This window comes from Streptomyces sp. NPDC031225 (genome assembly GCF_055570355.1).
In genome coordinates, this window is sequence record NZ_JBVIHJ010000002.1 from 91,499 (window position 1) to 115,770 (window position 24,272).

The 24,272-nt window shown below is 71.6% G+C and carries 22 protein-coding genes and 1 riboswitch; of the genes, 10 read left to right on the plus strand and 12 right to left on the minus strand.

Translation table 11 applies throughout. The features are described from left to right. Position 1 precedes the first annotated feature (1 nt). Entirely contained in the window at positions 2-2,503 is a 2,502-nt protein-coding gene (locus ACZ48Z_RS03295; RefSeq protein ID WP_468734459.1) for an MMPL family transporter, read from the minus strand. A 167-nt stretch (positions 2,504-2,670) separates the two neighbouring features. Here ACZ48Z_RS03295 and ACZ48Z_RS03300 point away from each other — a divergent pair, with 167 nt between their 5' ends. Next, on the plus strand, positions 2,671-3,396 hold the full coding sequence (locus ACZ48Z_RS03300) for a response regulator transcription factor (RefSeq protein WP_468734079.1): 726 nt from the start codon (positions 2,671-2,673) through the stop codon (positions 3,394-3,396). Next, positions 3,393-4,853: a sensor histidine kinase gene (locus ACZ48Z_RS03305; RefSeq protein ID WP_468734080.1), complete on the plus strand. Its 1,461-nt coding sequence runs from the start codon at positions 3,393-3,395 to the stop codon at positions 4,851-4,853. The genes ACZ48Z_RS03300 and ACZ48Z_RS03305 overlap by 4 nt, the downstream gene beginning before the upstream one ends. 18 nt (positions 4,854-4,871) lie before the next feature. On the opposite strand, the gene ACZ48Z_RS03310 is transcribed toward ACZ48Z_RS03305, so the two are convergent. The 4 genes from ACZ48Z_RS03310 to ACZ48Z_RS03325 all read right to left on the minus strand — a co-directional run bounded on the left by ACZ48Z_RS03310 (position 4,872) and on the right by ACZ48Z_RS03325 (position 8,711). Beyond that, complete coding sequence (locus ACZ48Z_RS03310; protein ID WP_468734081.1) at positions 4,872-5,270, minus strand: ATP-binding protein; 399 nt, start codon at positions 5,268-5,270, stop codon at positions 4,872-4,874. 122 nt (positions 5,271-5,392) lie between these two features. Continuing rightward, positions 5,393-6,949, minus strand: coding sequence for an ABC transporter substrate-binding protein (locus ACZ48Z_RS03315; RefSeq protein ID WP_468734082.1), 1,557 nt, complete (start codon positions 6,947-6,949; stop codon positions 5,393-5,395). Between the two features lie 193 nt (positions 6,950-7,142). Further along, entirely contained in the window at positions 7,143-8,444 is a 1,302-nt protein-coding gene (locus tag ACZ48Z_RS03320; RefSeq protein WP_468734083.1) for a metallophosphoesterase, read from the minus strand. A gap of 6 nt (positions 8,445-8,450) precedes the next feature. Next, complete coding sequence (locus ACZ48Z_RS03325) at positions 8,451-8,711, minus strand: SCO4848 family membrane protein (RefSeq protein WP_468734084.1); 261 nt, start codon at positions 8,709-8,711, stop codon at positions 8,451-8,453. Positions 8,712-8,802: 91 nt separating this feature from the next. Here ACZ48Z_RS03325 and ACZ48Z_RS03330 point away from each other — a divergent pair, with 91 nt between their 5' ends. Then, positions 8,803-10,101, plus strand: a complete 1,299-nt coding sequence (locus tag ACZ48Z_RS03330) for a D-alanyl-D-alanine carboxypeptidase family protein (RefSeq protein ID WP_468734085.1) — start codon at positions 8,803-8,805, stop codon at positions 10,099-10,101. Here ACZ48Z_RS03330 and ACZ48Z_RS03335 read toward each other — a convergent pair. The 3 genes from ACZ48Z_RS03335 to ACZ48Z_RS03345 form a co-directional block, all read right to left on the minus strand. Then, positions 10,046-10,957: a YihY/virulence factor BrkB family protein gene (locus tag ACZ48Z_RS03335; protein WP_468734086.1), complete on the minus strand. Its 912-nt coding sequence runs from the start codon at positions 10,955-10,957 to the stop codon at positions 10,046-10,048. The two genes, ACZ48Z_RS03330 and ACZ48Z_RS03335, sit on opposite strands and share 56 nt — an antisense overlap. Positions 10,958-11,054: 97 nt before the next feature. After that, positions 11,055-12,035: a decaprenyl-phosphate phosphoribosyltransferase gene (locus ACZ48Z_RS03340; RefSeq protein ID WP_468734087.1), complete on the minus strand. Its 981-nt coding sequence runs from the start codon at positions 12,033-12,035 to the stop codon at positions 11,055-11,057. Further along, positions 12,032-12,547 (minus strand): phosphatase PAP2 family protein, encoded by a 516-nt coding sequence (locus ACZ48Z_RS03345; RefSeq protein ID WP_468734088.1) that lies wholly within the window; start codon positions 12,545-12,547, stop codon positions 12,032-12,034. The genes ACZ48Z_RS03340 and ACZ48Z_RS03345 overlap by 4 nt, the downstream gene beginning before the upstream one ends. A gap of 133 nt (positions 12,548-12,680) precedes the next feature. Between ACZ48Z_RS03345 and ACZ48Z_RS03350 the strand changes: the two genes are divergently transcribed. Then, positions 12,681-14,126 carry an FAD-binding protein gene (locus ACZ48Z_RS03350; protein WP_468734089.1) on the plus strand — a complete coding sequence of 482 codons (1,446 nt, stop codon included), beginning with the start codon at positions 12,681-12,683 and terminating at the stop codon, positions 14,124-14,126. Between the two features lie 46 nt (positions 14,127-14,172). Next, positions 14,173-14,928, plus strand: coding sequence for a decaprenylphospho-beta-D-erythro-pentofuranosid-2-ulose 2-reductase (locus ACZ48Z_RS03355; protein WP_468734090.1), 756 nt, complete (start codon positions 14,173-14,175; stop codon positions 14,926-14,928). A gap of 27 nt (positions 14,929-14,955) precedes the next feature. Here ACZ48Z_RS03355 and ACZ48Z_RS03360 read toward each other — a convergent pair whose 3' ends face one another. Both ACZ48Z_RS03360 and trpS read right to left on the minus strand, forming a co-directional pair. Continuing rightward, positions 14,956-15,540 carry a 2'-5' RNA ligase family protein gene (locus ACZ48Z_RS03360; protein WP_468734091.1) on the minus strand — a complete coding sequence of 195 codons (585 nt, stop codon included), beginning with the start codon at positions 15,538-15,540 and terminating at the stop codon, positions 14,956-14,958. 181 nt (positions 15,541-15,721) lie between these two features. Then, the gene (gene trpS / locus ACZ48Z_RS03365; protein ID WP_468734460.1) at positions 15,722-16,714 is read right to left on the minus strand and encodes a tryptophan--tRNA ligase; all 993 of its coding nucleotides are present in this window, start codon (positions 16,712-16,714) and stop codon (positions 15,722-15,724) included. Between the two features lie 217 nt (positions 16,715-16,931). On the opposite strand from trpS, the gene ACZ48Z_RS03370 reads away from it, so the two are divergent. From ACZ48Z_RS03370 to ACZ48Z_RS03385, 4 genes are all read left to right on the plus strand, one after another. After that, a complete protein-coding gene (locus ACZ48Z_RS03370) occupies positions 16,932-17,492 on the plus strand; it encodes an RNA polymerase sigma factor (RefSeq protein WP_468734092.1) in 561 nt (186 codons plus the stop codon). Beyond that, on the plus strand, positions 17,485-18,396 hold the full coding sequence (locus ACZ48Z_RS03375; protein WP_468734093.1) for a hypothetical protein: 912 nt from the start codon (positions 17,485-17,487) through the stop codon (positions 18,394-18,396). The genes ACZ48Z_RS03370 and ACZ48Z_RS03375 overlap by 8 nt, the downstream gene beginning before the upstream one ends. Before the next feature lie 227 nt (positions 18,397-18,623). After that, positions 18,624-19,226, plus strand: coding sequence for a hypothetical protein (locus tag ACZ48Z_RS03380; RefSeq protein WP_468734094.1), 603 nt, complete (start codon positions 18,624-18,626; stop codon positions 19,224-19,226). Between the two features lie 139 nt (positions 19,227-19,365). Then, complete coding sequence (locus ACZ48Z_RS03385) at positions 19,366-20,001, plus strand: hypothetical protein (RefSeq protein WP_468734461.1); 636 nt, start codon at positions 19,366-19,368, stop codon at positions 19,999-20,001. Positions 20,002-20,063: 62 nt separating this feature from the next. Here the strand turns inward: ACZ48Z_RS03385 and ACZ48Z_RS03390 are convergent, their stop codons facing one another. Together ACZ48Z_RS03390 and ACZ48Z_RS03395 are read right to left on the minus strand one after the other, a co-directional pair. After that, a complete protein-coding gene (locus tag ACZ48Z_RS03390) occupies positions 20,064-21,515 on the minus strand; it encodes a glycine hydroxymethyltransferase (RefSeq protein WP_468734095.1) in 1,452 nt (483 codons plus the stop codon). Positions 21,516-21,556: 41 nt separating this feature from the next. Continuing rightward, positions 21,557-21,646, minus strand: a riboswitch (ZMP/ZTP riboswitch). Positions 21,647-21,756: 110 nt separating this feature from the next. Next, positions 21,757-22,608 carry an LLM class flavin-dependent oxidoreductase gene (locus ACZ48Z_RS03395; protein ID WP_468734096.1) on the minus strand — a complete coding sequence of 284 codons (852 nt, stop codon included), beginning with the start codon at positions 22,606-22,608 and terminating at the stop codon, positions 21,757-21,759. Positions 22,609-23,159: 551 nt separating this feature from the next. On the opposite strand from ACZ48Z_RS03395, the gene ACZ48Z_RS03400 reads away from it, so the two are divergent. Further along, positions 23,160-23,996 carry a DMT family protein gene (locus ACZ48Z_RS03400; protein ID WP_468734462.1) on the plus strand — a complete coding sequence of 279 codons (837 nt, stop codon included), beginning with the start codon at positions 23,160-23,162 and terminating at the stop codon, positions 23,994-23,996. Positions 23,997-24,272 lie beyond the last annotated feature (276 nt).

A 24,272-nucleotide genomic window follows, 5' to 3' on the forward strand; every position in this document is an offset into this window, starting at 1 on the left:
GTCAGTTGACGGCGTCCACCTCGCCGTCGGCCAGCTCCACGTCGTGCACCAGGGGGCCCTGCCCCACCACGACGTGCCGGGCACGGGAGGCGTACGAAGCGGCCGTGGCCGCCAGCAGATACGTCCCCGGCGCCGGGACCGAGACGATGTACGAGCCGTCGGCCAGCGACACCACGCGGTCCAGTTGCCGGCCCCCGGCCGACAGCAGCGTCAGCGCCGCGCCCTCCACCGGCTCCCCCTCCGTCGTACGGACGAAGCCGTGGACGGCCGATGCCGGGCCGCCCCGCGCGGGAGCCCCGGTCGGCGCGGGAGCCCCGGTCGGCGCGGGAGCCCCGGTCGGCGCGGGAGCCCCGGTCGGCGCGGGAGCCTCGGTCTGCGTGGAAGCCCCTGTCGGCGCGGCCGTCTCCTCCTTGGGCTCGACCGCGAGGTGCGGCAGCCGCCTGTCCAGCCACTGCGGCAGCCACCAGTTGGCGTCACCGAGCAGGTGCATCGCGGCCGGCACCAGGGCGGTACGCAGGATGAAGGCGTCCAGGGCGACCGCGGCGGCGAGTCCCACGCCGGCCATGGCGGCGCCGTAGTCGCCGCTGAGCACGAACGCCAGGAAGACGCAGACCATGATCAGGGCGGCACTGTTGATGACGCGGCTGGTCTCGGCCAGGCCGACGCGCACCGCGCGCGCGTTGTCCCTCGTGTGGACCCACTCCTCGTGCATCCGGCTGACCAGGAACACCTGGTAGTCCATGGAGAGGCCGAACAGGAGCGACAGCATGATGATCGGCAGGAAGGCCGCGATGGGACCCTCCTTGCCGAGGCCGAGCAGGTCCAGGCCCCAGCCCCACTGGAAGATCGCGACCAGGACGCCGAAGGAGGCCGCCGCCGCGATCAGGTTCATCAGGGCGGCCGTCAGCGGGACCACCACCGAGCGGAACGCGATCAGGAGCAGCAGGAAGCCCAGGCCGATGATCGTGGCGATGAACAGCGGCAGCCGGTCGGCCGTCACCGACGCGAAGTCCTTGGAGACCGCCGTGACGCCGCCCACGTGGGCCTGGACGCCCGCGTCCGGGATCACCTCGTCGCGCAGGGTGTCGATGAGGTCGTCGGTCTCCTTGGCCTGCGGAGAGGTGGCCGGGACGACCTGGATGACGGTGACGCCGTTGGCAGGGGGCGCGGCGGCCACCTGGGCCACGCCCCGGGTCTGCCGGATGCTCGTGACCAACGACTCGCCCGCGTCGCCGGTCACGACGACCTGGAGGGGTCCGTTGAAGCCGGGGCCGAAGCCCTCGGCGAGCAGGTCGTACGCCTTCCTGGTGGTCGACGAGGCCTCGTCGTTGCCCTGGTCGACGGTCCCCAGACGCAGGGACAGCAGCGGCAGGGCGAGCAGCGCCATCACGGCGACCGCGAGGACCGCCACCGCGCGCGGGCGGCGTTCGACGGTCGCGGACCAGCGGGCGGCGAGGCCGCTGGGACGGTCCGTCTCGGCGCCGCTCGCGGCGAGTTTGCGCCGCTGGCGGCGGCTGAGCACCCGGTGGCCCAGGAGGCCCAGCAGGGCGGGCAGCAGGGTCACGGCGGCGAGCACGCTCAGGACGACGGTCAGCGAGGTGCCGATGACGACGCCGTCCAGGAAGCGCAGGTTGGTCACCAGCATGCCGGCGAGCGCGATGCACACCGTGCCGCCCGCGAACAGCACGGCCCGCCCGGAGGTGTCCAGGGCGGCGACCGCCGCCTCCTCGGGGTCCAGGCCGCGCTCGATGCCCCGCCGGTGCCGGGTGACGATGAACAGGGCGTAGTCGATGCCGACGCCCAGGCCGATCAGCGTGGAGAGCAGGGAGGCGAGTTCGGGCACGTTGGTGACATGGCTGAGCAGGGTCGTGGAGAACATTCCGGTGCCCACGCCGAACAGGGCGACCAGGATCGGCAGCAGCATCGCGAAGAGCGAGCCGAAGGCCAGGAACAGCACGACGGCCGCCGCGAGGATGCCGACGATCTCGGCGGTGCCGGTGGGCGGCTCCTGCACGCGCGTGATGGCCTGCCCGCCCAGTTCGACCTGGAGGCCGTCACCGCGCGCGTGCTCCGCCGCGTCGACGACGTCCTGCACCAGGTCCTTCGGTACGGCGTTCGCCTGTTCGGCGAAGGTGACCTGGGCGTACGCGATCCGCCCGTCCTTGCTGATCTGTGCCGCGCCCCGTGCCCCGTACGGGTCGGTGACCTCGCCGACGCCCTTCATGGCGCCGATCTCCTTCAGTGCGGGCTCGATCCGGGAGCGTACGGACGCGTCCCGTACCGAGCCCTGCTCGACCTTCCACACCACCGTGTCGGTGTCGCCCGCGCGCTCGGGGAAGGCCTTCTCCATCTGGTCGTACGCCGTCTTGGAGTCCGTGTCGGGGAGCGAGAAGACGTCCGCGTAGTTCGTGCCCGCGGACGAACCCGCCGCGCCGAGCCCGAACAGCGCCCCCACCCACAGCAACAGGACCACCAGCCGGTGCCGGTAGCACCAGCGTGCCAATGCCGCCACGCTCAACTCTCCTCAATAGGTCGGTCGGTTGGTCCCCCAGGTCCTGGCAACAGGATCGGCGGCGGCACACGCGCGTGGACATGGGACGCCCATGACTCTCAAGGAACTCCAAAGCGGCGACCGGCCCCGCTGTCAGTGGTCCGGTCGATACTGGGGACATGACTGGGGGAATCGCTGAGGACCTGGCCGGGGGAGAGACCACGAATCCGGGCACCGTGCTGGTCGTGGAGGACGAGGAGAGCATCGCCGACGTGCTCGCCATCGCCCTGCGCTACCACCGGTTCGAGGTGATGGTCGCGGGCACCGTCCGCGAGGCGCTCGCGCTCGCCGGGCGGACCCGGCCGGACGTGGCCCTGCTCGACGTCATGCTTCCCGACGGCGACGGCCGCGCCCTCGGCCGCGAACTGCGCGCCCGGAGATCCGATCTGGCCCTGGTCTTCCTCACCGCGCGGGACTCCCCCGCCGAGATCGTCGGCGCCCTCGGCTTCGGCGACGACTACATCACCAAGCCGTTCAACATCGACGAGGTCGTCGCCCGGATCACCGCGGTGCTGCGCCGCACCCGCCCGGCCGACGTCCTGCCGCAGCGCCCGCCGCTGCGCTACGGCGACCTGGAGCTGGACGAGGCGACGTACTCGGTGCACCGCGACGGGCGCACGGTCCAGCTCACCCCCACCGAGTACGCCCTGCTGCGCTTCCTTGTGCGCAACGGCGGCCGGATCGTGCCCAAGGAGCAACTCCTGCGCCATGTCTGGCAGTACGAGCACACCCCGCCCGAGTCGACCGTCGTCGAGACCTACATCAGCTATCTGCGGCGCAAGCTGGACGCCCTGGGACCGCCGGTGATCACGACCCGGCGGGGTGTCGGATACGGGCTCGCATGAAGCTCCGCCCGCCTCGTCTCCGGCACGGCGTCCACTCGCTGCGCGGCAAGCTGACGCTGGCCAATGTGGCGCTGCTCGCCGTCGGCATCGTCGCGGCGACCGCCGTGAGTGTGATGGGCATGCGGTACTACCTGCTCGACCAGATCGACACCCAGCTCATCAAGACCCGGGACTCCCTGGGCGGTTCGCAGCTCACCCTGCGGCAGATCGACTCACTGAGCATGCTGGGGTTCGTGCGCGAACGGCTTATGCCGGCGCAGCAGGAATCGAGTGGTGAGCACCCGGCGGAGACCGTGTTCGCGGCCGTCGACATCCGGGGCGAGCCGATCGGGATCCTCGGCTTCGATCCGACCGAGTCCCAGCAGGACCTCGCGCAGGCGGCCGGCGACCCGCGCGCCCTGGCCGCCGACTCCGAGCCGCACGACGTCACCCTGGACGGCTCCGCCTACCGCGCCACGGCGACCCGGCTCGGCGACGGCACCTACGCACTGATCGCGGCGCCCACCGACGTCCTGCACCAGGGCGTCGCCAAGGCCGTCCGGCTCGACCTCGCGATCGGCAGCCTGCTGCTCGCGCTGCTGGCCTGTCTGACGATGTTCAGCGTCCGGCGCCGGATGCGTCCGCTGGAGGACATGGTGGAGACGTCGTCGGCGATCGCCGAGGGGGATCTGACCCGGCGTGTCCCCTCCAGCCGTGAGGCCACCCTGGAGGTCGAGCAGCTGCGGGTCGCCCTCAACTCCATGCTCCACCAGGTCGAGTCGGCGTACCGCACGCGCGAGCGCAGCGCGGCCCAGCTGCGCAGCTTCGTCGCCGACGCCTCGCACGAACTGCGCACCCCGCTGTCCGCGATACGCGGCTACCTCCAGCTGTACGACAAGGGCATGCTGCGCGACCAGGAGGAGCGCAGGCGGGCCTGGGGGCGGGTGCTCGCGGAGACCGACCGCATGGGGCGGCTCGTGGACGAGCTGCTCATCCTCGCCCGTCTCGACCAGCAGCCCGAACTGCGCCTGCGGAATGTCGACCTGAGCCGGCTGGTGCGGGACGCGGCGGATGACCTGCGGGTGCAGCAGCCCGACCGGCCCGTCGAGGTCGCCGCCGAGGGCTCCTTGCTGGTCCGGGCCGACGAGTCGGGCCTCAGACAGGTCCTGGGCAACCTGGTGGGCAACGTCCGCACGCACACGCCCGCCGACGTGCCGGTGCGGCTGGGGGTGGAGCGCGAGGACGGGGTCGTACGGCTGTGTGTCGCGGACGAGGGGCCGGGGCTGTCCGCGGACGACGCGGCACGCGCCTTCGACCGGTTCTTCCGGGCCGGCGGCGGCGCGGGCAGCGGGCTGGGCCTGGCGATCGTGCAGGGCGTGGTGCGGGCCCACGGCGGCGAGGTGGCGGTCCGCACGGCCCCGGGTGAGGGACTGGCGGTGACGGTCACCCTGCCGGCCCGGCCGGCCGTGGGGCCGTAACCGCGCCCGTAGGGCTGCTCAGTCGGTCATCACCAGGGCCCACACGGTCTTGCCGTGCCGGCCTCGGCTCCACACCCCCCACGCGGTGGCGATGTTCTCCACCAGGTGCAGGCCGCGGCCGGTCTCCTCCCACGCCCCGACCACCCGCAGCCGGGGTTCGAGCCGGCCCTCGTCGGAGACCTCTATGAGGCAGGAGCCGTCGGCGAGTGCGGTCACCGCGACCTCGAACTCCCGCTCCAGGAGCGGCCCGTGACGCACCACGTTGGTGGCGAGTTCCGACACCAGCAGCACGGCGTCGGCCAGGGCCGGATCGTCCGGTCCGTGCCCCCAGTCGGCCAGATGGTCCCGGACCCGGCGCCGGGCGAGACCGACGGAAGCCGGATGCCGTGGCAGCCGGAAGGAGTTGCGTCTCAACACGTTTGCTCCTCACCCCACGCACACCTCCGTCACATGGTGCTGCGTTGAGTGGCTGCCCGGCGTCACTCGGGCGAATGTCAGTTCCATGAAAACGCGTCAGATACGGCGCGATCGCGTCGGCGTCAGATCCAGTCGAGGCGCCACAGGCTGAAGACTCCCGTGCCGTCCGAGAGGTACTGGCCGCCGACGACGTCCTCGCTGCTCACGACGTAGTCCTTGGCCTGCCACAGGGGGATGACCGGGACATCGCGGGCGATGTCCGCCTGGAGGCGGCGGAAGTCCTGCTCGGCGTCGCCGCGATCGGCGTACCGCTGGCTGTCCTGAATCAGACCGTCGACCTCGTTGCTGCTGTAGCCGGTGTTCATGGTGCCGTCGGTGCCGACGAGCGGGGCACCGTAGGTGTCCGGGTCGGGATAGTCGGCCACCCAGCCGACCGCGTAGGCGTCCAGCTTCCCGGTCGCCCAGCGCTTTTGGAAGTCGGTCCACTCGTAGCCCTTGAGCGTCACCTTGAAGAGGCCGCCCGTCTCCAGCTGCTTCTTCAGCTGCTTGGCCTCCGCCGCGGCCGAACCGCTGGTCAGGCCGTAGCCGTAGGTGAAGCTGACCGGGGTGGACACGCCGGCCTCGGCCAGCAGGGCGCGCGCCTTCTTGACGCTCGGCTCCGGGTAGCTGTCGAAGAACGACGTGGTGTGGCCGGTGATGCCGGTCGGGATCAGCGAGTAGAGCGGGTCGACGGTCCCCTCGTAGACCGAGGCGGCCAGCTGCTCCCGGTTGATCAGCCAGGCCATGGCCTGGCGCACCTTGGTGTCGTGCAGCGGCCTGCCCGCGCGGGTGTTGAGGTAGAGGTTGCGGATCTCGGAACTGTCGGCCTCCGAGACGCGCTGGCCGGGGTCGCTCGCATTGAGTCCGGCGAGCACGTCCGGCGGCAGCTGGCGGTAGGCGACGTCGATCTGCTTGGCCTTCCAGGCCGCGTTCAGCTTGGCCGAGTCGCCGTAGTAGACGAGTTCGACCGGGCGGCCGGCGCTCTCGTTGGCGCCCTTGTAGCTGCCGTTGGGCGCGAGGACCGCCTTCTTCGCCTTCGTATACGTCGTCAGCTCGTACGGGCCGGTGCCGTCGACGCCGCCGTCCTTGCGCAGGGAGTTGGCCGGGTACTTGTTGCTGTCGACGATGACACCGGCTCCCGTGGCCACCTTGAACGGGAACGTCGCGTCGGGCGAGGACAGCTTGAAGGTGACCGTACGGCCGCTGGCGCCGACCGACTTGAGGGTGTCCAGCAGGCTGGCCGGACCGACATCGGAGTTGATCTTCTTGACCCGGTCGAAGGAGTACTTGACGTCCTTGGCGGTCATCTCACGGCCGCTCGGGAAGGTGAGCCCCTCGCGCAGCACGCATCGGTAGGTGCGCAGATCGCTGCCCACGAAGCCACAGCTCTGGGCGGCGTCGGGCACGGGCGTGGACTTGCCCGGCACGAAGGCCAGCAGCGACTGGAAGACGTTGTTGAACAGCGCCCACGAACCGGCGTCATAGGCGCCGGCCGGATCGAGCGAGGTGACCTCGTCGGTCGTCCCCACCTTGATCGTCTTGCCCGAACCCTGATCGGACGGGAGCAGCTGCCAGCCGCCCACTCCCACGACACCCAGCACAAGCAGCGTCGCGAGAATCCGCACGCGAACCGACCGCATCGGTTAGCCCTCCCCGGACCCCTGCGGGTCCCAGCACATATGCCACCCCCTAGTGGCGCGAGTCACCTAAGCACAGGTGTTTCACCTGGGGGAAGAGGGATTTGTCGAGTTGGGCAAGACGTTACCGCAAGGAGTTTCAGCCCTGTTTCACAGGACTCCCACAGAGTCCGCCGTACGGCTCGCGGGCCGCCGTTCAGGCCTGCTTCGACGCCAGTTCGATCACCGTGATGTCCGACGGGGCGCCCACGCGCGTGGGCGGGCCCCAGGCGCCGGCGCCGCGGCTCACGTAGAGCTGGGTGTCGCCGTAGCGTTCCAGGCCCGCGACGGTCGGGTTGGCGGCCTCGGCTAGGAGGTTGCCGGGCCAGAGCTGGCCGCCGTGGGTGTGGCCGGAGAGCTGGAGGTCGACGCCGTGGTCGACCGCGTCGTGGATCTGCACGGGCTGGTGGGCGAGGAGCACGCACGCACGCGTGGTGTCCCGGTCGCCGAGGGCCTTGGTGAAGTCGGGGCCCTGGCCCTCGCTCTCGCCCGCGATGTCGTTGACACCGGCGAGGTCGAACCAGGCCAGTTCCGTACGGTCGTTCTCCAGCGGGCGCAGACCGAGCCGCCGTACCTCCTCGACCCACTGCTCGGCGCCGGAGAAGTACTCGTGGTTGCCGGTCACGAAGTACGAGCCGTGCCGGGCCTTCAGTCGGGCGAGGGGGGCCGCCGCCGGGCCCAGGTCCTTCACGCTGCCGTCGACCAGGTCGCCGACGACCGCGATCAGGTCGGGCTGGGTGGAGTTGATGGTGTCGACGACCTTCTGGGCGAAGCCCCGGCCGAGCACCGGGCTCAGGTGGATGTCGCTGACCACCGCGATCCGGTAGCCGTGTCCCGCGCGCGGGAGCTTGGCCAGCGGCACGGTGACCCGCTTGACCCCGGGGCCGCGCAGCACGCCGTAGGTGCCGAAGCCGACGGTCCCGACGGCGGCCGCGGCGGCGGCTCCCGCGACGGCCCTGGAGACGAAGAGGCGGCGGGAGGGGGCGGCGGGCTCGCGCGGCGCCTGGGGCGCCGGTCCGGCCTCGGTCGGCCCCTGCGGCGAGGTCACGGCGTGCCCGTCGGCTTCCTGCCGCGGCTGCGCCGGCGCTCCCGCCGGTACCCGCTCCGGAGGCGCCACGGCGGTCACGGCCGGCGCGCGGCGCCTGTCCCGGCGTTCGAGGAAGCGGCGCAGCAGGGGTCGTACGGCCTCTCCCGCCACGACCGCGAGGAGGAGGTAGATCGACAGCGCCAGCCACAGGAAACCCGGCCATGCGAGCACACGCTGGAGCCAGAAGGGGGCTCCGGTGCGCTCCGCGGCCAGGGCGGCGACCGCCAGCACCCAGCCGCCGCCGATGACCACCGCGCCCACCCGGCGGGCCCGTCCGGGGCCGCCGGTGGTGTCGCGGAACAGGCGGCGCCACAGGTACCAGTTGGCCGTCACGAGGACGGCGAGCGCGAGCAGTGCGAAGACGATGACCACGGAGTGCTAACTCTCCGGGGTCGGCTGTGAGTTCCGGCGCAGTGCGCGGATGCCACGCAACCCGATCAGTCCGACGACCGTCCCCAGTACGAAGGAGACGACAGCCAGCATCAGGTGCACCCAGAAGTACGCCGTGGGGTCGCCTGCGTCATCAAAGGCGAGCCCGCTGGCGTCCGCGACGAGGTTCTTGACGAAAGTGATCCAGATGATCCAGCTCCACACCCCGAAGACGAGCAGGAACCAGGAGACGGGGCGGCTGAGCTTCATGGGTCCAGTATCGCCAAGCGCCGTCCGGTCCGGCGGCCGGGGTGGGAAGGGCGGTGGGACTTCACACTCCGCGGCATGTACGTTCCTGAGCGTGTCCGCTCCCAAGAAGACCGCCGGGCGATCCCTGCTGGTCACCTCCGCCGCCGCCCTGTCGTCCCTCGCGCTGACCGCGCCCGTCGCCCTGGCTGCTCCCGGTCCCACACCGAGCGCCAGCCCCTCGGCCACTCCCCCGGCGAAGATGTCGGGCGTGGGTGGCGCGCGGCTCGGCCAGGCCGGTACCCAGGTGAATCTGGCGAGCGGGGTCCCGGTGCTGCCGAAGGACATCACCGCGCGGTCCTGGATCGTCACGGACGCCGAGTCCGGCGATGTGCTCGCCTCGCACAACGCGCACTGGCGGCTGCCCCCGGCGAGCACCATGAAGATGCTCTTCGCGGACACCGTGCTGCCGAAGTTCCCCAAGACCGAGAAGCACAAGGTCGTTCCCTCCGACCTCGCGGGCATGGGTGCCGGCTCCAGCCTGGTCGGCATAAAGGAGGGCGAGACGTACACGGTCCACGACCTGTGGCTCGGCGTCTTCCTTCGCTCCGGCAACGACGCCGTCCATGTCCTGTCGGCGATGAACAAGGGCGTCGCCAAGACCGTCGCGGAGATGAACGAGCACGCCGAGGAGCTCCAGGCCCTCGACACGCACGTGGTCAGCCCCGACGGCTACGACGCCCCCGGCCAGGTCTCCTCGGCCTACGACCTGACCCTGTTCGCCCGCTCCGGGCTGCAGAAGAAGGACTTCCGCGAGTACTGCTCGACGGTCACCGCGAAGTTCCCTGGCGAGACGAAGAAGGACAAGAAGGGCAAGACCGTCCGCAAGTCCTTCGAGATCCAGAACACCGACCGGCTGCTGAGCGGCGACTACGACATCGCGCAGTACCCGGGCATCGCAGGTGTGAAGAACGGGAACACCACCAACGCCGGAGCCACCTTCACCGGCGTCGCCGAGCGGGGCGGCAGGGTGCTGCTCGTCACCGTCATGAACCCGTCGAAGGAAGAGCACAACGAGGTCTACAAGGAGACCGCGAAGCTCTTCGACTGGGGTTTCAAGGCGGCCGGCAAGGTGGCGCCGGTGGGTGAGCTGGTGCCGCCGAAGGGCGCCGCGCGGTCCAGCGCCCAGCCGGAGGCCTCGGGCGAGGCAGGGGGCGGCTCCGGCGGCTCGGGGGACTCCGGGGCTTCGGCCAGGCCGGTCGCCTCCGCCACGGCCGACGGCGGCTCCCGCGGCATGGGGACGGCCCTCGCGATCACCGGCGGGCTGCTGGTGCTGCTCGCGGGCGCCGCGTTCCTGGTCAACCGCCGCTGGCCACTGCCGGATCTGGTGCGTCGTCGCTCGTCCCGTCCGTGACCTCCCGCTCCTTGCTCCCCGTCGCCGTCCAGGCGGCGCAGAACAGCACCAGCTTGGCCGTGAAGTTGATCCACAGCAGCAGGGCCACGGGGACGCCGAACGCGCCGTACATGTTCTTCGTCGCCACGCCCTGCATGTAGCCGCTCAGCAGCAGCTTCAGCAGCTCGAAGCCGATCGCGCCGGTCAGCGCGGCGACGAACAGACGGCGGCGTGACGGCTCGACGCCGGGCAGCAGGGTCAGGACGTACAGCAGGAGCAGGAAGTCGGCGAGTACGGCGATGGCGAACGCGGTGATGCGCAGCAGGATCCGGCCCGCGCCGCCCTCCTGGAGGCCGAGTTCGCCGCCGATCCAGTCAACCAGCGCGGAGGCGACGGTGGAGATGGCGAGCGTGGCCAGGACGGCGCCGCCGAGCCCGATCAGGATGCCCAGGTCCTTGCCCTTGCGCAGGACCACGTTCTCGTCCTCGTCGGGCAGCTCCCACACCGCGCGCAGACACTCGCGCATCGAGCCGGCCCAGCCGATGCCGGTGAACAGCAGGGCGGCGGCGGCGATGAGACCGACGGTCCCGGCGTTCCGCACCAGGTCGTCGATGTTCAGCTGCTCGGAGATGCCGGGCACCTGATCGGCGATCTTGTCCTGGAGGTCGTTCTGCTGCTTCGTGCTGAGCGTGGCGGCGGCCGCTGCGGCGGCCACGGTGAGCAGCGGGAACAGCGCGACGAAACTGGTGAACGTCATCGCCGCGGCCAGCCGGGTCCACTTCACCCGGTCCAGCCGTTCGTACGACCGCCACACGTGCGTGGCCGTCAGGCGCACCCAGAGCGGCCCGACGACGGGGAGTCTCTTCAGCCAGTCCATGATCGGATCCTGCCCTCCGCGCGGAAGCCCGATGTGCGGGTACCCCGGGAAATCCGGGTGGTGGTGTGTGCCCTGCCGGTGGGTTCGCGGTGTCCCGCTACCACTTGGCCACTGCCAGCCCGTACATGGCGAGCCAGGTCAACGCGATGAGGGCGAGGGCGCGGTCGCGCAGGACGACGTCCTCGGGCTCGCCAGCGGTACCGCGGTCGGCGAAGACGGCGTATCTGAGGATCGCGAGGATGAAGGCGACGACGGACAGCTGCCTCCAGGGCAGCAGGCCGGGGTGCGGGCCGTGGCCGCCCTCCAGGGCCCACAGGCAGTAGCCGAGCACGGCGCCCCCGGCCGCGAGCTGCCACACGAAGCGCAGGTAGCTGGTCGTGTACTCGGTGAGCAACGCGCGCGTGGCGCCCGCTGTCCCGGCCATCTGGACGGCCTCGGAGTAGCGCTTGGCCGACACCATGAACAGTGCGCCGAACCCGGTCGTGATCAGGAACCAGCGCGAGAGCGGGATGCCGAGCGCCAGCCCGCCCGCCGCCGCCCGCATCAGGAAGCCGGACGTGACGACGGCGAGGTCGACGACGAGGACGTGCTTGAGGCTGACGCAGTACGCCAGTTGCATGCCGATGTACGCCGTCAGGAGCGCCGCCACCGCGGGTGAGGTCAGCCGGGCCGCGAGGAGTGGCGCGAGGACGCCCAGGATGCCGCCGACGGCATAGGCGACGGGGACCGGGACCTGTCCGGCGGCGACCGGGCGGTGGCGCTTGACGGGGTGGGCGCGGTCGGCATCGGCGTCCCGCGCGTCGTTGATCAGGTAGACGGCGGCCGCGCAGACGGTGAAGAGGACGAAGACGAGGGCGAGCCGGGTGAGGGCGTGCGGGGCCAGGAGCCGGCCCGCGGCGGCGGGGGCGGCGGCCACCAGGACGTTCTTGACCCACTGCTTGGGCCGGGCCGTCCGCACAAGCCCTCGGAGGAGGGCGCCGGGGGTGTGCGGTCGGGGTGAGGGGGTGCGGCGCGGGGGCGTGCGTTGTTCCAGGACAGCAGGGCGCGCACTGTTGGCGAGGGGCGCTGTTTCCGTCACGCGCGCTCCCGGTTGTCGAGGGTGCCCCCGGTCATCCAGCGCGACCCGATGCGCGCGGTGAGTGCTCCCAGGGCCGCGCCCGCCAGGACGTCCGAGGGGTGGTGCACGCCGACGACCAGGCGGGAGACGCACATCGCGGCGGCGAGCGGCGGGACCGGATACGCGCCCAGCGTGCCGTAGGCGACGGCGGCGGCCGCAGCGGAGGTCGCGTGCGAACTGGGGAAGGAGTGCCGGCCCGCCGTGCGCACCAAGGGCTCCACATGCGCCGGGCGCGGACGCCGTACCACCCTCTTCACTCCCATGCTGACGAGATGCGCGCCCGCGGTGAGCGCCGTACCGCGCAACCAGGCGCTCCGGCGCGTGCCGTCCACGGCGGCCCCGGCGAGCCCCGCCGCGAGCCACAGCGCCCCGTGCTCGCCGGCCCGGGACAGGGCCCGCGCTACCCCGGCGACGCGCGGGTCGGCGCCGTGCGCCCGCAGCGCCGAGAGAATGTGGTGGTCCATGCCGTCCATGGGGACTCACTGTTCACGTCACCACGACCGGAACTCCGGCAATATTGAGCGACATCCCATTAATCACCCATTTCGGGGAGAGTCGGAATGTTTCACAGCAGATCGCTCTCATAGCGGCGATACGGTCACCGCCATGTCCCCCGACACCTTTCCCGTCACGGGATGGGGCCGCACCGCTCCCACCGCGGCCCGTCCGATCCGCCCGCGGAGCTACGAGGAGGCCGTGGCCGCCGTCCGGGGCTGCGGGGCGCGCGGCGGCATCCCCCGGGGCCTGGGGCGGGCGTACGGGGACGCGGCGCAGAACGCCGGCGGTGCGGTGTTCGACATGACCGGCCTGGACCGCGTCCACGCGATCGACGCCGACGGCGGCACCGTGCTGTGCGACGCGGGCGTCTCCCTGCACCGGCTGATGGAGGTGCTGCTGCCGCTCGGCTGGTTCGTGCCGGTGACGCCCGGCACCCGCTATGTCACCGTCGGCGGGGCGATCGGCGCGGACATCCACGGCAAGAACCACCACGTGGCCGGTTCCTTCTCACGCCATGTGCTGTCCTTCGAACTCCTCACCGCCGACGGTGGGATCCGCACCGTTCGCCGGGGCACGCCCCTGTTCGACGCGACCTCCGGCGGCATGGGCCTGACCGGGATGATCCTCACCGCGACGGTCCAACTCCAGCCGGTCGAGACCTCCCTGATGTCGGTCGACACGGAACGCGCGCGTGACCTCGACGACCTGATGGCCCGTCTGACCGCGACCGATCACGACTACCGCTACTCGGTCGCCTGGATCGACCTGCTGGCCCGCGGTGCGGCCACAGGGCGGGCGGTACTGACGCGAGGGGATCACGCGCCGCTGGCGGCGCTGGAGAGTCAGGGGCTGTCGGGCACACGGGCGGCACGGGGGCCGCGGCGGCCCGACGCGGGTACGCGCGCGACGCCGGGGCCCTGGACGCCCGACGCGGGCACACGTGCGCGGAGAGACCCGTTGGCCTTCCGCACCCCTCGGTTCCCGGCACCGCCCGACTTCGTGCCCGAGGGACTCCTCAACGGCACGACAGTGAGGCTGTTCAACGAGTTCTGGTACCGGAAGGCGCCCCGCGCGCGTACCCGCCGACTCCAGCGGATCTCCTCCTTCTTCCACCCCCTGGACGGCGTGCCCCACTGGAACCGGATCTACGGCCGCGGCGGCTTCGTGCAGTACCAGTTCGTCGTCGGACACGGCCAGGAGGAGGCCCTGCACCGGATCGTGCGGCGCGTGTGCGCGCACCGCTGCCCGTCCTTCCTCGCCGTCCTCAAGCAGTTCGGGGACGCCGACCCGGGATGGCTCTCCTTCCCGGTGCCCGGCTGGACCCTGGCCCTGGACATCCCCGCCGGTCTGCCCGGTCTCGGCACCCTGCTCGACGAACTCGACGAGGAGGTGGCCGCGGCCGGCGGGCGGGTCTACCTCGCCAAGGACTCCCGGCTGCGGCCGGAGCTGCTCGCCGCGATGTACCCGCGCCTCGACGACTTCCGGGCGCTGCGCGCGGAACTCGACCCACGCGGGGTGTTCACCTCGGACCTGTCCCGCCGTCTCACCCTCTAGCCGGCCGTACGAGGCCGTCTGGCAGGCCGTCTCAAGGAGCTCTTTCGTGAAGGACGCCTTCGGTATCCCCCAGTCCCTGCTCGTCCTCGGCGGCACGTCCGAGATCGCGCTGGCCACCGCCCGCCGCCTCGTCGTGCGCCGCACCCGCGCGGTGTGGCTGGCGGGGCGCCCCTCCCCGGCCCTGGAGGCCGCCGCGACGGAACTGCGCGCCCTGGGGGCGGAGGTCCGCACCGTCGCCTTCGACGCGCTGGACCCGGAGTCCCACGAGGCGGTGCTCGGCAAGGTCTTCGCGGAGGGCGACATCGACATGGTGCTGCTGGCCTTCGGGATCCTCGGCGACCAGGCCCACGACGAGCGGGAGCCGGTCGCAGCGGTGCGGGTCGCGCAGACCAACTACACGGGCGCCGTCTCGGCCGGCCTGGTCTCCGCGCGCGCGTTGCAGGCCCAGGGCCACGGCTCGCTGGTCGTGCTGTCCTCCGTCGCCGGCGAGCGGGCCCGCCGCGCCAACTTCATCTACGGCTCCAGCAAGGCCGGCCTCGACGCCTTCGCCCAGGGCCTCGGCGACGCTCTCCACGGCACCGGCGTGCACGTCATGGTCGTACGCCCCGGTTTCGTGCGGTCGAGGATGACGGCCGGGCTGCCGGAAGGGCCCCTCGCGACCACTCCGGAGGCGGTGGCGACGGCCGTCGAACTGGGCCTGCGGCGGCGTTCGGAGACGGTCTGGGTGCCGGGGGTGCTCCGGGTGGTGATGTCGGCCGTCCGGCACGTCCCGCGGGGACTGTTCCGGCGGCTGGCGCTGTAACGACGGATACAGCGGCTGTAACTGCGGTTACAGCTGGCCCGTGGGCAGGGAACCGCGTTGGACATGGCCCGCCTGGGACGGAACGACCAGGCCGCCGAAGGGGAACTCGCGCAGCTTGCGCCACACCCCGTCGGGACCCTGCTCGTAGAGCGCGAATCCGGTGCACGGCCACACGGCCTCGAAGGAGGCGAGCTCCTCGAAGGCACGGTCCATGGCCGCCTCGTCGATGCCGTGCGCCACCGTGACGTGCGGGTGGTACGGGAACTGCAGTTCCCGCGCCACCGGGCCGGAGGCGTCGCGCACCTGCTTCTGCAGCCAGGTGCAGGCCTCTGCGCCCTGGGCGACCTGGACGAACACGACCGGTGACAGCGGCCGGAAGGTGCCGGTGCCGGACAGCCTCATCGGGAAGGGCCGGCCCGCCGTGGCGACCTCGGTGAGGTGCGCCTCGATGGCGGGCAGCGCGGTGTCCTCGACCACGGTGGGCGGCAGCAGGGTGACATGGGTGGGGATTCCGTGAGCCGCGGCGTCGCCGAAGCCCGCGCGCCGCTCCTGGAGCAGGCTGCCGTGAGGCTCCGGGACCGCGATCGAGACACCGATCGTTACGGTCCCCACGTCGTCTCCTGTTCTTCCCTGTCGTCCTGTCGGGTTCGTTCCCAGCCGTCCGGCTATCGACTGTACGGCCACGGCTGTGCTGTGGGCAGGCGTAGGCGTAGTGATGTGCAGCGCTCTGCCCGGTGGTGCTGGTGTGCGGTGGTGCGCCTCGTGCCCGGTGGGCGGTCGGCCGGTGTCCTGCTCAGTGCTTGGCGGGCAGGAAGCCGACCCTCTCGTAGGCGTGGGCGAGGGTTTCCGCGGCGACCGCGCGGGCCTTCTCGGCGCCCTTGGCGAGGATCGAGTCCAGCGTCTCCGGGTCGTCCAGGTACTGCTGGGTGCGCTCCCGGAAGGGCGTCACGAAGTCGACGACGATCTCGGCGAGGTCCGTCTTGAGCGCACCGTAGAGCTTGCCCTCGTACTGCTGCTCCAGCTCCGGGATGCTCGCGCCGGTGAGGGTCGAGTAGATGGTGAGCAGGTTGCTGACGCCGGGCTTGTTCTCGGTGTCGTAGCGGATGACGGTGTCGGTGTCCGTGACCGCGCTCTTGACCTTCTTGGCGGTGGCCCTGGGCTCGTCCAGGAGGTTGATGAGGCCCTTCGGCGTGGACGCCGACTTGCTCATCTTGACCGTCGGGTCCTGGAGGTCGTAGATCTTCGCCGTCTCCTTGAGGATGTACGGCTTGGGGATCGTGAAGGTCGCGCCGAAGCGGCTGTTGAAACGCTCGGCGAGGTCGCGGGTCAGCTCGATGTGCTGGCGCTGGTCCTCGCCGACCGGGACCTCGTTGGCCTGGTAGAGCAGGATATCGGCGACCTGGAGGACCGGGTAGGTGAACAGGCCGACGCTCGCGCTGTCGGCGCCCTGCCGGGAGGACTTGTCCTTGAACTGGGTCATGCGGGAGGCCTCGCCGAAACCGGTGAGGCAGTTCATGACCCAGGCGAGCTGGGCGTGCTCGGGGACATGGCTCTGGACGAAGAGCGTGCAGCGCTCCGGGTCGAGGCCCGCGGCGAGGAGCTGGGCGGCGGCCAGGCGGGTGTTGGCCGTGAGCTCCTTCGGGTCCTGCGGAATCGTGATCGCGTGCAGGTCGACGACCATGTAGAACGCGTCGTGGGACTCCTGCAGAGCCACCCACTGGCGGACGGCGCCGAGGTAGTTGCCGAGGTGGAACGAGCCTGCGGTGGGCTGGATCCCGGAGAGCACCCGGAATGCGGACAGCGGCGCGGAGCGCCCCGCTTGAGGGCGGTCGTGGGCGACAGGTGGGCGGTCAGAGGCCATGCTCACCATTCTCTCAGGTGTCGGGGGCCGATCCGGAACCAGCCGGAAACAGATGCGCCACGGGTGGGAACCGATTCGGTCCGGGCGGTGTACCAATCGTGTGAGGACGCGGGAGGGGGGCCGCATCGTCGATGAGGCCGCGGTGATCGCACGCGTACGCGCCGGAGATCCGGAGGCGTACGCGGAACTGGTGCGAGCCCATACGGGCATCGCGCTGAGGGCGGCCGCCGCGCTCGGGGCGGGTGCGGACGCGGAGGACGTGGTGCAGCAGGCGTTCGTCAAGGCGTACTGCGCGCTGGGCCGCTTCAAGGAGAGCTCGGCGTTCAGGCCGTGGTTCTTGTCGATCGTGGCCAATGAGACGAGGAACACAGTGCGGACGGCGGCGCGCCAGCGCACGCTCGCCGGCCGTGAGGCGGCCTTCGCGGAGGCCGAGCCGCTGATACCCGAATCGGCGGACCCTGCGGTGGCGGCCGTGGAGATAGAGCGCCGTGCCGCGCTGGAGTCGGCGCTGGAGAAGCTGAGCGAGGAGCACCGGCTGGTCGTCACCTACCGCTATCTGCTGGAGATGGACGAGTCCGAGACGGCTCAGGCCCTGGGCTGGCCGCGGGGGACGGTGAAGTCCCGGCTGAACCGCGCGCTGCGCAGGCTGGAGAAACTGCTGCCGGATTTCGAGCCTCGGGAAGGGGGTGATGAGCGTGAGTGAGTCCTACGGCGGTGAGGGCGCCGACGGCACGCCTGCGCGTGCGTCCCGGCTGCCCGAGGAGCTGCGGGCGCTCGGGCGTTCACTGGACGCGCCGGGTGCGGGCGGGTCCGAGTCGATGGTGGAGCGGGTGCTGGAGCAGATACTCGCCGAGCGGCTGCCGGTCCCGGTGACCCGGGCGCCGGGGCGCGCCGACCGGCTGCGGGCGGTGCGGCGGTGGACGCGGGTGCGGTGGCGTTCGCTGACCGTGACGCTGTGCGGGCTGCTGGCGGTCCTCGCGCTCACGCCTCCGGTGCGGGCGGCGGTCCTGGACTGGTTCGACTTCGGCGGGGTCGAGGTGCGGTACGACCCGTCGGCGGTGCCCTCGCCGGGGGCCGAGGTGCCCGGCTGCGGACGCTCGGTGTCGCTCACGCAGGCCGAGCGGCGGGCGGGGTTCGAGCCGCTGGTGCCGGCGGCGCTCGGCACTCCGGACGTGGTGACGGTGACGGCCGAGCCGCAGGGGCGGTTCCTGGTGAGCCTGTGCTGGCGGGAGAAGGAGGAGACCATCAGGCTGGACGAGTATCCGGCCCGGTTGGACATCGGCTTCGCCAAGACCGTGCGGGAGCAGCCGGAGTGGCTCTCGCTGAGCGGGGACTCCTCGGACCCGGGCGGTGCCCATGACACGGCTCTGTGGTTCCCGCGACCCCACCTGCTCAGCTTCTGGCTGGTGGACGCCGGTGGTTCCCGCCACACCCGCAAGGAGAGGACCGCCGGGCCGACGCTGCTGTGGATGCACGGGTCAGATGTCCTGGACCTGCCGGATGTGACGCTGCGGCTGGAGGGCGTGGCGTCGAAGGTCCGCGCGCTGGAAATCGCGAAGTCTGTCGGCAAGCAGACGAATCCGGGCGCGGAGAAGTCCTCGAAATAGTGCGCGTGGGGTGGGAACCCCGTCGGGCCGGGCGGTGTACCAGAAGTGACACGCGGCTCGCGGACTGGCCGCACGGGGATCGTCTGCTGGGGGTTGACATGAAGGGGATCAGGACCGGCCGAAGGAACCGATGCCGTGAACTGGCAGCACAGTTGGGCGCGTTGGCGGCGGCGCTCGCTCTGACGGTGTGGAATGCGCCCTTCGCGTCGGCCGGTGGACCTACGAGCGTGCTCGTGGTCTCGCCGGAGAGCGGGGAGACCGCATCGCTCTACTTCTCCGACCAGGAGTTCGGAGAGTTGCAGCAGCTGCTCGACTCTCCGGGTGCGAGCACCCGGACCAAGCCGCCCGAGGCGACTCTGGCCACCGCCCGGCAGATCAACGTCACATGGATGCTGCACGACATCTCACCGTGGCGGCTGCACCAGGTCTACCCACTGGCCGGTTCGGACCAGGTGTGGATACGCGCGGACACCCTGCTGGAGCCGGTGAACAGCCACTGGTACCAGCCCAAGGACCCGGCCCATATACGCGTCCTGCTCAAGGACTTGGGCGTGATGGGCAAGATCTACGGCGGGGGTGATGCCGTCTTCCCGACGCCCGTGCAGGAGTCGGGGAGTCCTGCGGGGGCGGTGGAAACGGAGGCGGCGGGGACACCGACTCCCCTCGGCATCTCCGCCACGACGGATGACGGTGCCGGGTGGTGGTGGGCGCTTCCGGGGCTGGCTGCCGGAGCCGTACTGGCCCTGGCAGTGCGGTCGTTCGCGCTGCGGAGGCCGTGGGGCCGTCCGCGCCGGGAGCCGGGTCCCCGGCAGGAACTGCGCGATGTGTGACGAAGGGGGGTGACCGGGAGCTTGTGACAGCAGGCCGAGTCGATCGAGGGGGATGGCAGTGCCGAGGAGGGACACAGGGCTGCGGTTCGGGCCGCGCAGGGCGTTGGCGGTGCTCGCCCCGGTGGCGGTGGCGGTGACCGTGTTCGGGGCGCCGACGGCCGACGCGGCGACGCAGCCGATGCGGGAAGCGGGCCTCGACAGACCCGACCTGGCGATGGTCGTCTCCGGCGGCTCGGGCCGGACGAAGGCCCTGCGTTCCGGCGAGCCTGATTTCACTCGTCTGTGGCAGCTGTTCCAGCCGATGTCCACCGGCACGGAGCAGGTGTCGGACGCCTGGGAGGAGGGCCGGTATCCGTCGGTGCGGATCACGGTCGTGTGGGGGCTGACGGGTGTCGGTGGCTGGCCGCAGACGAGCTCGGCGCCGGGTGGTGATGTGGCCGTGGAACGGCAGGACCAGCTGTTCCTGGCCGGCGACGGCACACCCTGGGTCCGCACGGATCCGGCGCCGGAGCAGCAGGACGACGACATCCGCTGGCATCGGGCGCCACGAGCGGTCTTCGACCGGCTGGACCGGACGGGGCTGTTGGGCGGCGGTGAGGTCGAGGGTGCCGACGGGCCCGGGGACCCGGTGGAGGGCGCCTGGTGGGTGCTGCCGGGGCTGGCCCTGGGGTTCGCGGCCGGGGCGGGCGGCACGCGGCTGATACGCCGCGCGGCGGCCCGGCCGGGAGCCGGACCGCCGCGCGAGGGGCCGCGACAGGAACTCATCGATCTCTAGAAGCCATCGGTCCTTGACAACTCAAGAGCGTGACGTGCCGCCCGCCATCGCCGGAGCCGGGTTCAGCCGAGGTCGACCTCGGGGTACAGCGGGAAGCCCGCCACGAGGTCGGTGGCCCGGTGGGAGATCTCGTCCGCGACCTTCGGGTCGAGGATGTGCTGGGCCTTGGAGGGCGCGCCCGACTTGGTGGTGCCGGACTCCGTGGTGGTGAGGACGCGGTCGATGAGGCCGGCCACCTCGTCCATCTCGGCGGTGCCGAGGCCACGGGTGGTCAGGGCGGGGGTGCCGATGCGGATGCCCGAGGTGTACCAGGCGCCGTTGGGGTCGGCCGGGATGGCGTTGCGGTTGGTGACGATGCCGGACTCCAGCAGGGCTGCCTCGGCCTGGCGGCCGGTGAGTCCGTAGGAGGAGGCGACGTCGATCAGGTTGAGGTGGTTGTCGGTGCCGCCGGTGACCAGGGTGGCGCCGCGGCGCATCAGGCCCGCGGCCAGGGCACGGGAGTTGTCGACGATGCGCTGGGCGTAGTCCTGGAAGGAGGGCTGACGGGCCTCTGCGAGGGCGACGGCCTTGGCGGCCATGACGTGCGGGAGCGGGCCGCCGAGGACCATCGGGCAGCCGCGGTCGACCTGGTCCTTCAGGGAGTCGTCGCACAGCACCATGCCGCCGCGCGGGCCGCGCAGGGACTTGTGGGTGGTGGTGGTGACGATCTGGGCGTGCGGGACCGGGTCGAAGTCGCCGGTGAGGACCTTGCCGGCGACGAGACCGGCGAAGTGGGCCATGTCGACCATGAGCGTGGCGCCGACCTCGTCGGCGATCTCGCGCATGATCCGGAAGTTCACCAGGCGCGGGTAGGCGGAGTACCCGGCGACGATGATCAGCGGCTTGAACTCGCGGGCCGAGGCGCGCAGGGCCTCGTAGTCGACGAGGCCGGTGACGGGGTCGGTGCCGTAGGAGCGCTGATCGAACATCTTGCCGGAGATGTTCGGGCGGAAGCCGTGGGTGAGGTGGCCGCCGGCGTCCAGGGACATGCCGAGCATGCGCTGGTTGCCGAAGGCCTGGCGGAGCTCGGCCCAGTCGGCGTCGGAGAGGTCGTTGACCTGGCGGACGCCGGCCTTCTCCAGAGCGGGGACCTCGACGCGCTGGGCGAGGACGGACCAGAAGGCGACGAGGTTGGCGTCGATGCCGGAGTGCGGCTGGACGTAGGCGTGACGGGCGCCGAAGAGTTCCCGCGCGTGCTCGGCGGCCAGGGACTCGACGGTGTCGACGTTGCGGCAGCCGGCGTAGAAGCGGCGGCCGATGGTGCCCTCGGCGTACTTGTCGCTGAACCAGTTGCCCATCGCGAGGAGGGTGGCCGGGGAGGCGTAGTTCTCGGAGGCGATCAGCTTGAGCATCTCGCGCTGGTCCTGGACCTCCTGGCCGATGGCGTCGGCGACGCGCGGCTCGACGGCGCGGATCACGTCGAGGGCGGCGCGGAAGGCCGTGGACTGGGTGGACAGGGGCTGCTGCTCTGACATGGCGGCCTCCGGGCTGCGTGGCTTGTGGCGGTCACGGATCACGGTTCGGCCCAGGCGCACGGCACTTGGTCACTCACAGGCCGCTCCCCGATGGTCCGTCCCATCCCAGCGCGCCAGTCACGGCCTGTCGGCCAGCCTACCGGCCGGGGTGAACGGCTCCGGTGCGGCGTCCACCATCCGAGCGACGGCTTCGAGGTCCGGTCCCGGGTTCTGGACCTCGAAGCCGTGGCAGCGGACTACGTCAGAACAGCAGGTCGGCGAGGCGGTCGATCTGGTCGGGGTCCGAGGCCCAGCAGTAGAGCATCACCTCGTCGGCGCCGATGCCGACGTAGGCGTCGGTCGCCTCGCGGATCTGCCGGGGGGTGGTGAGCATGCCGCTCTCCATGTACGCGACGTGGTCGCTGAAGGCGTAGTAGTCGCGGAGGTTGCCGCGGGCCCGGTCCAGGGTGCTCTCGGGCCCGAGGGCGACGTTCGCCTGAGCGACCAGGCGTGGGCGGCCTGGGCGGTCGTGCTTCTGCCAGGCCGTTTCGGCGTCGCGGAACAGCTTGGACATGAAGGAGGGCGGCAGGGCGGCGCCGAGGAAGCCGTCGCCGAAGCGGCCGACCCGTTCGAGGGCGGCGGGGGCGAAGCCGCCGAACAGGACCTCCGGGCCGCCGGGGGTGGTGGGGGCGGGGCCGATGGGGCCGACGCCTTCGCCGTACGGCTCACCGGACCAGGTGCGGCGCAGCAGGGTCATCTGTTCGTCGAGGCGGCGGCCTCGGCGGTGGAGGTCGATACCGGCCGCCAGGCAGTCGTCCTCGCGGCCACCGACGCCGATGCCGAGGGTGAAGCGGCCGCCCGAGAGGCGGTCGAGGGTCGCGGTCTGCTTGGCGAGCAGGGCGGTGTTGTACAGGGGTGCGATGAGCACCTCGGTCTGGACGCGGATGCGGGACGTGGCGCCGGCGAGGGCCGCGAGGGTGACGAGGGGTTCGGGGTTGTTGTAGACGAGACGGTCGAGCAGGCCGAGGGTGCTGAAGGGGCCCGCGTCGGCGCGCCGGGCCCAGGTGAGCAGCTGGGCGGGGTCGTCGACGGGGAGGCCGAGGCCGATGTTCATGGGTGTGTCCTCCGGAGGGCGTACGGGATCCGCCGGTCGGCCGGATCCGGTGCCGCCCCTCCGTGGTGCCACGCGCTGTGCGCGGACCTGCTCTCGTTCTGCGGCGATGGTTCCAGAGAGCGTGTGCGTCAGAGTGCGAGGACGGTAACGCGGTGGAGCCGGGCGTGACAACGCGTTTTTCGGCACGCTCGCCAGAGGGGCCGTCGCGGGTACGGCCTCGCGGACCCACTCCGCCGGAAAGGCCCGGTGGCCCCTCGGAGATCCCGGCGGACTCCCGTGCCAGTGGGCGCCCTTGAGGGAGCGGGCGGGGTTGGGGTCCTTGTCCGCAGGGCCTGGTACCCCTCGCCGCGAGTGTCGCGGTCGACGCAGCGCTTGTCGGATCCGCAGGAAGCAGGCGGTGAGGGTCGGGGCGGGCGGGTCCGGCCCGCCGAGCGCGACGGCGTCCGAGCGGCTGTGTCGGCGTGCGGCGGGCGCCGAGAGATCGGTAAGAGCGTGACCGGGATCAGCCCACCCCTCTTCCCCTGCCCTAAGGTCCCTTTGTGCTCTTTGGAATGGTGTGCGCTCTCGGTGCCTCGGTCTGCTTCGGAACGGCCACCGTGTTGCAGGCGATGGCGGCGCGGGCGGCGGACGCGGGCGACGGCGGCGACGGGTCGGCGTTCGCGGTGACGTTGTTCCTGCGCGCGGTGCGGCAATGGCGGTATCTGGCCGGGCTGGCACTGGACGGGGTGGGATTCCTGCTGCAGATCGCCGCCTTGCGGTCGGTCCCGATCTACGCGGTCGGTGCGGCGCTCGCGTCGAGTCTCGCGGTGACCGCGGTGGTCTCGGCGCGGCTGCTGGGGGTCCGGCTGAACGGGAGCGAGTGGGGTGCGGTCGGGGTGGTGTGCGCGGGGATGGCGCTGCTGGGGATCGCGTCCGGGACCGAAGGCGACCGGGGCGGGCCGGCGGCCCTGGGGTACGTGATGCTCGGTACGTCCCTGGCCCTGCTGGCGCTGGCACTCTCGGGCGGGCGACTCCCGGAGCGGGGGCGGGCGTTGGCGCTCGGACTGGGTGCGGGGTGCGGGTTCGGGGTGGTCGAGGTGACGGTACGGCTGATCGACTCGCTCGCCCCGTCGGACCTGTTGGCCAACCCGGCGGCCTACGCGCTCCTCGTCGGCGGAAGTGCGGCGTTCCTGTCGCTCACCTCGGCGCTGCAGCGGGGGTCGGTGACCACCGCGACCGCGGGGATGGTGATCGGGGAGACGATCGGGCCCGCGCTGGTGGGGGTGGTGTGGCTCGGGGACCGTACCCGGGAGGGGCTGGGGTGGGTGGCGGTGCTGGGCTTCGCGGTGGCCGTCGCGGGGGCGCTGGCGCTGGCCAGGTTCGGGGAGGCGCCGACGGAGGCGGAGTGACGGGGCTTTTCACACCGACTCGTCCGGCCGAGCCGGCGGGCTTCCGGGCAGGCTTCCGGGCGGGCTCCCGGGCCGCTCAGGGGCGGATCCCGGACGGCTTTCGCGCGGCTTCAGGGGTCTTTCGATTGCTTTCCGTAAATGGCCTCACCGAATTCCGGAAAAGTTACTCCCGGTACAGCTCGACAGAGCACGCCAAGGTGACCGAAAGTCCGATAAAGAGCCACGATCCGGACACTCGAAAACCATCGTTGAATATTTGAACGTGATGTGAAGACA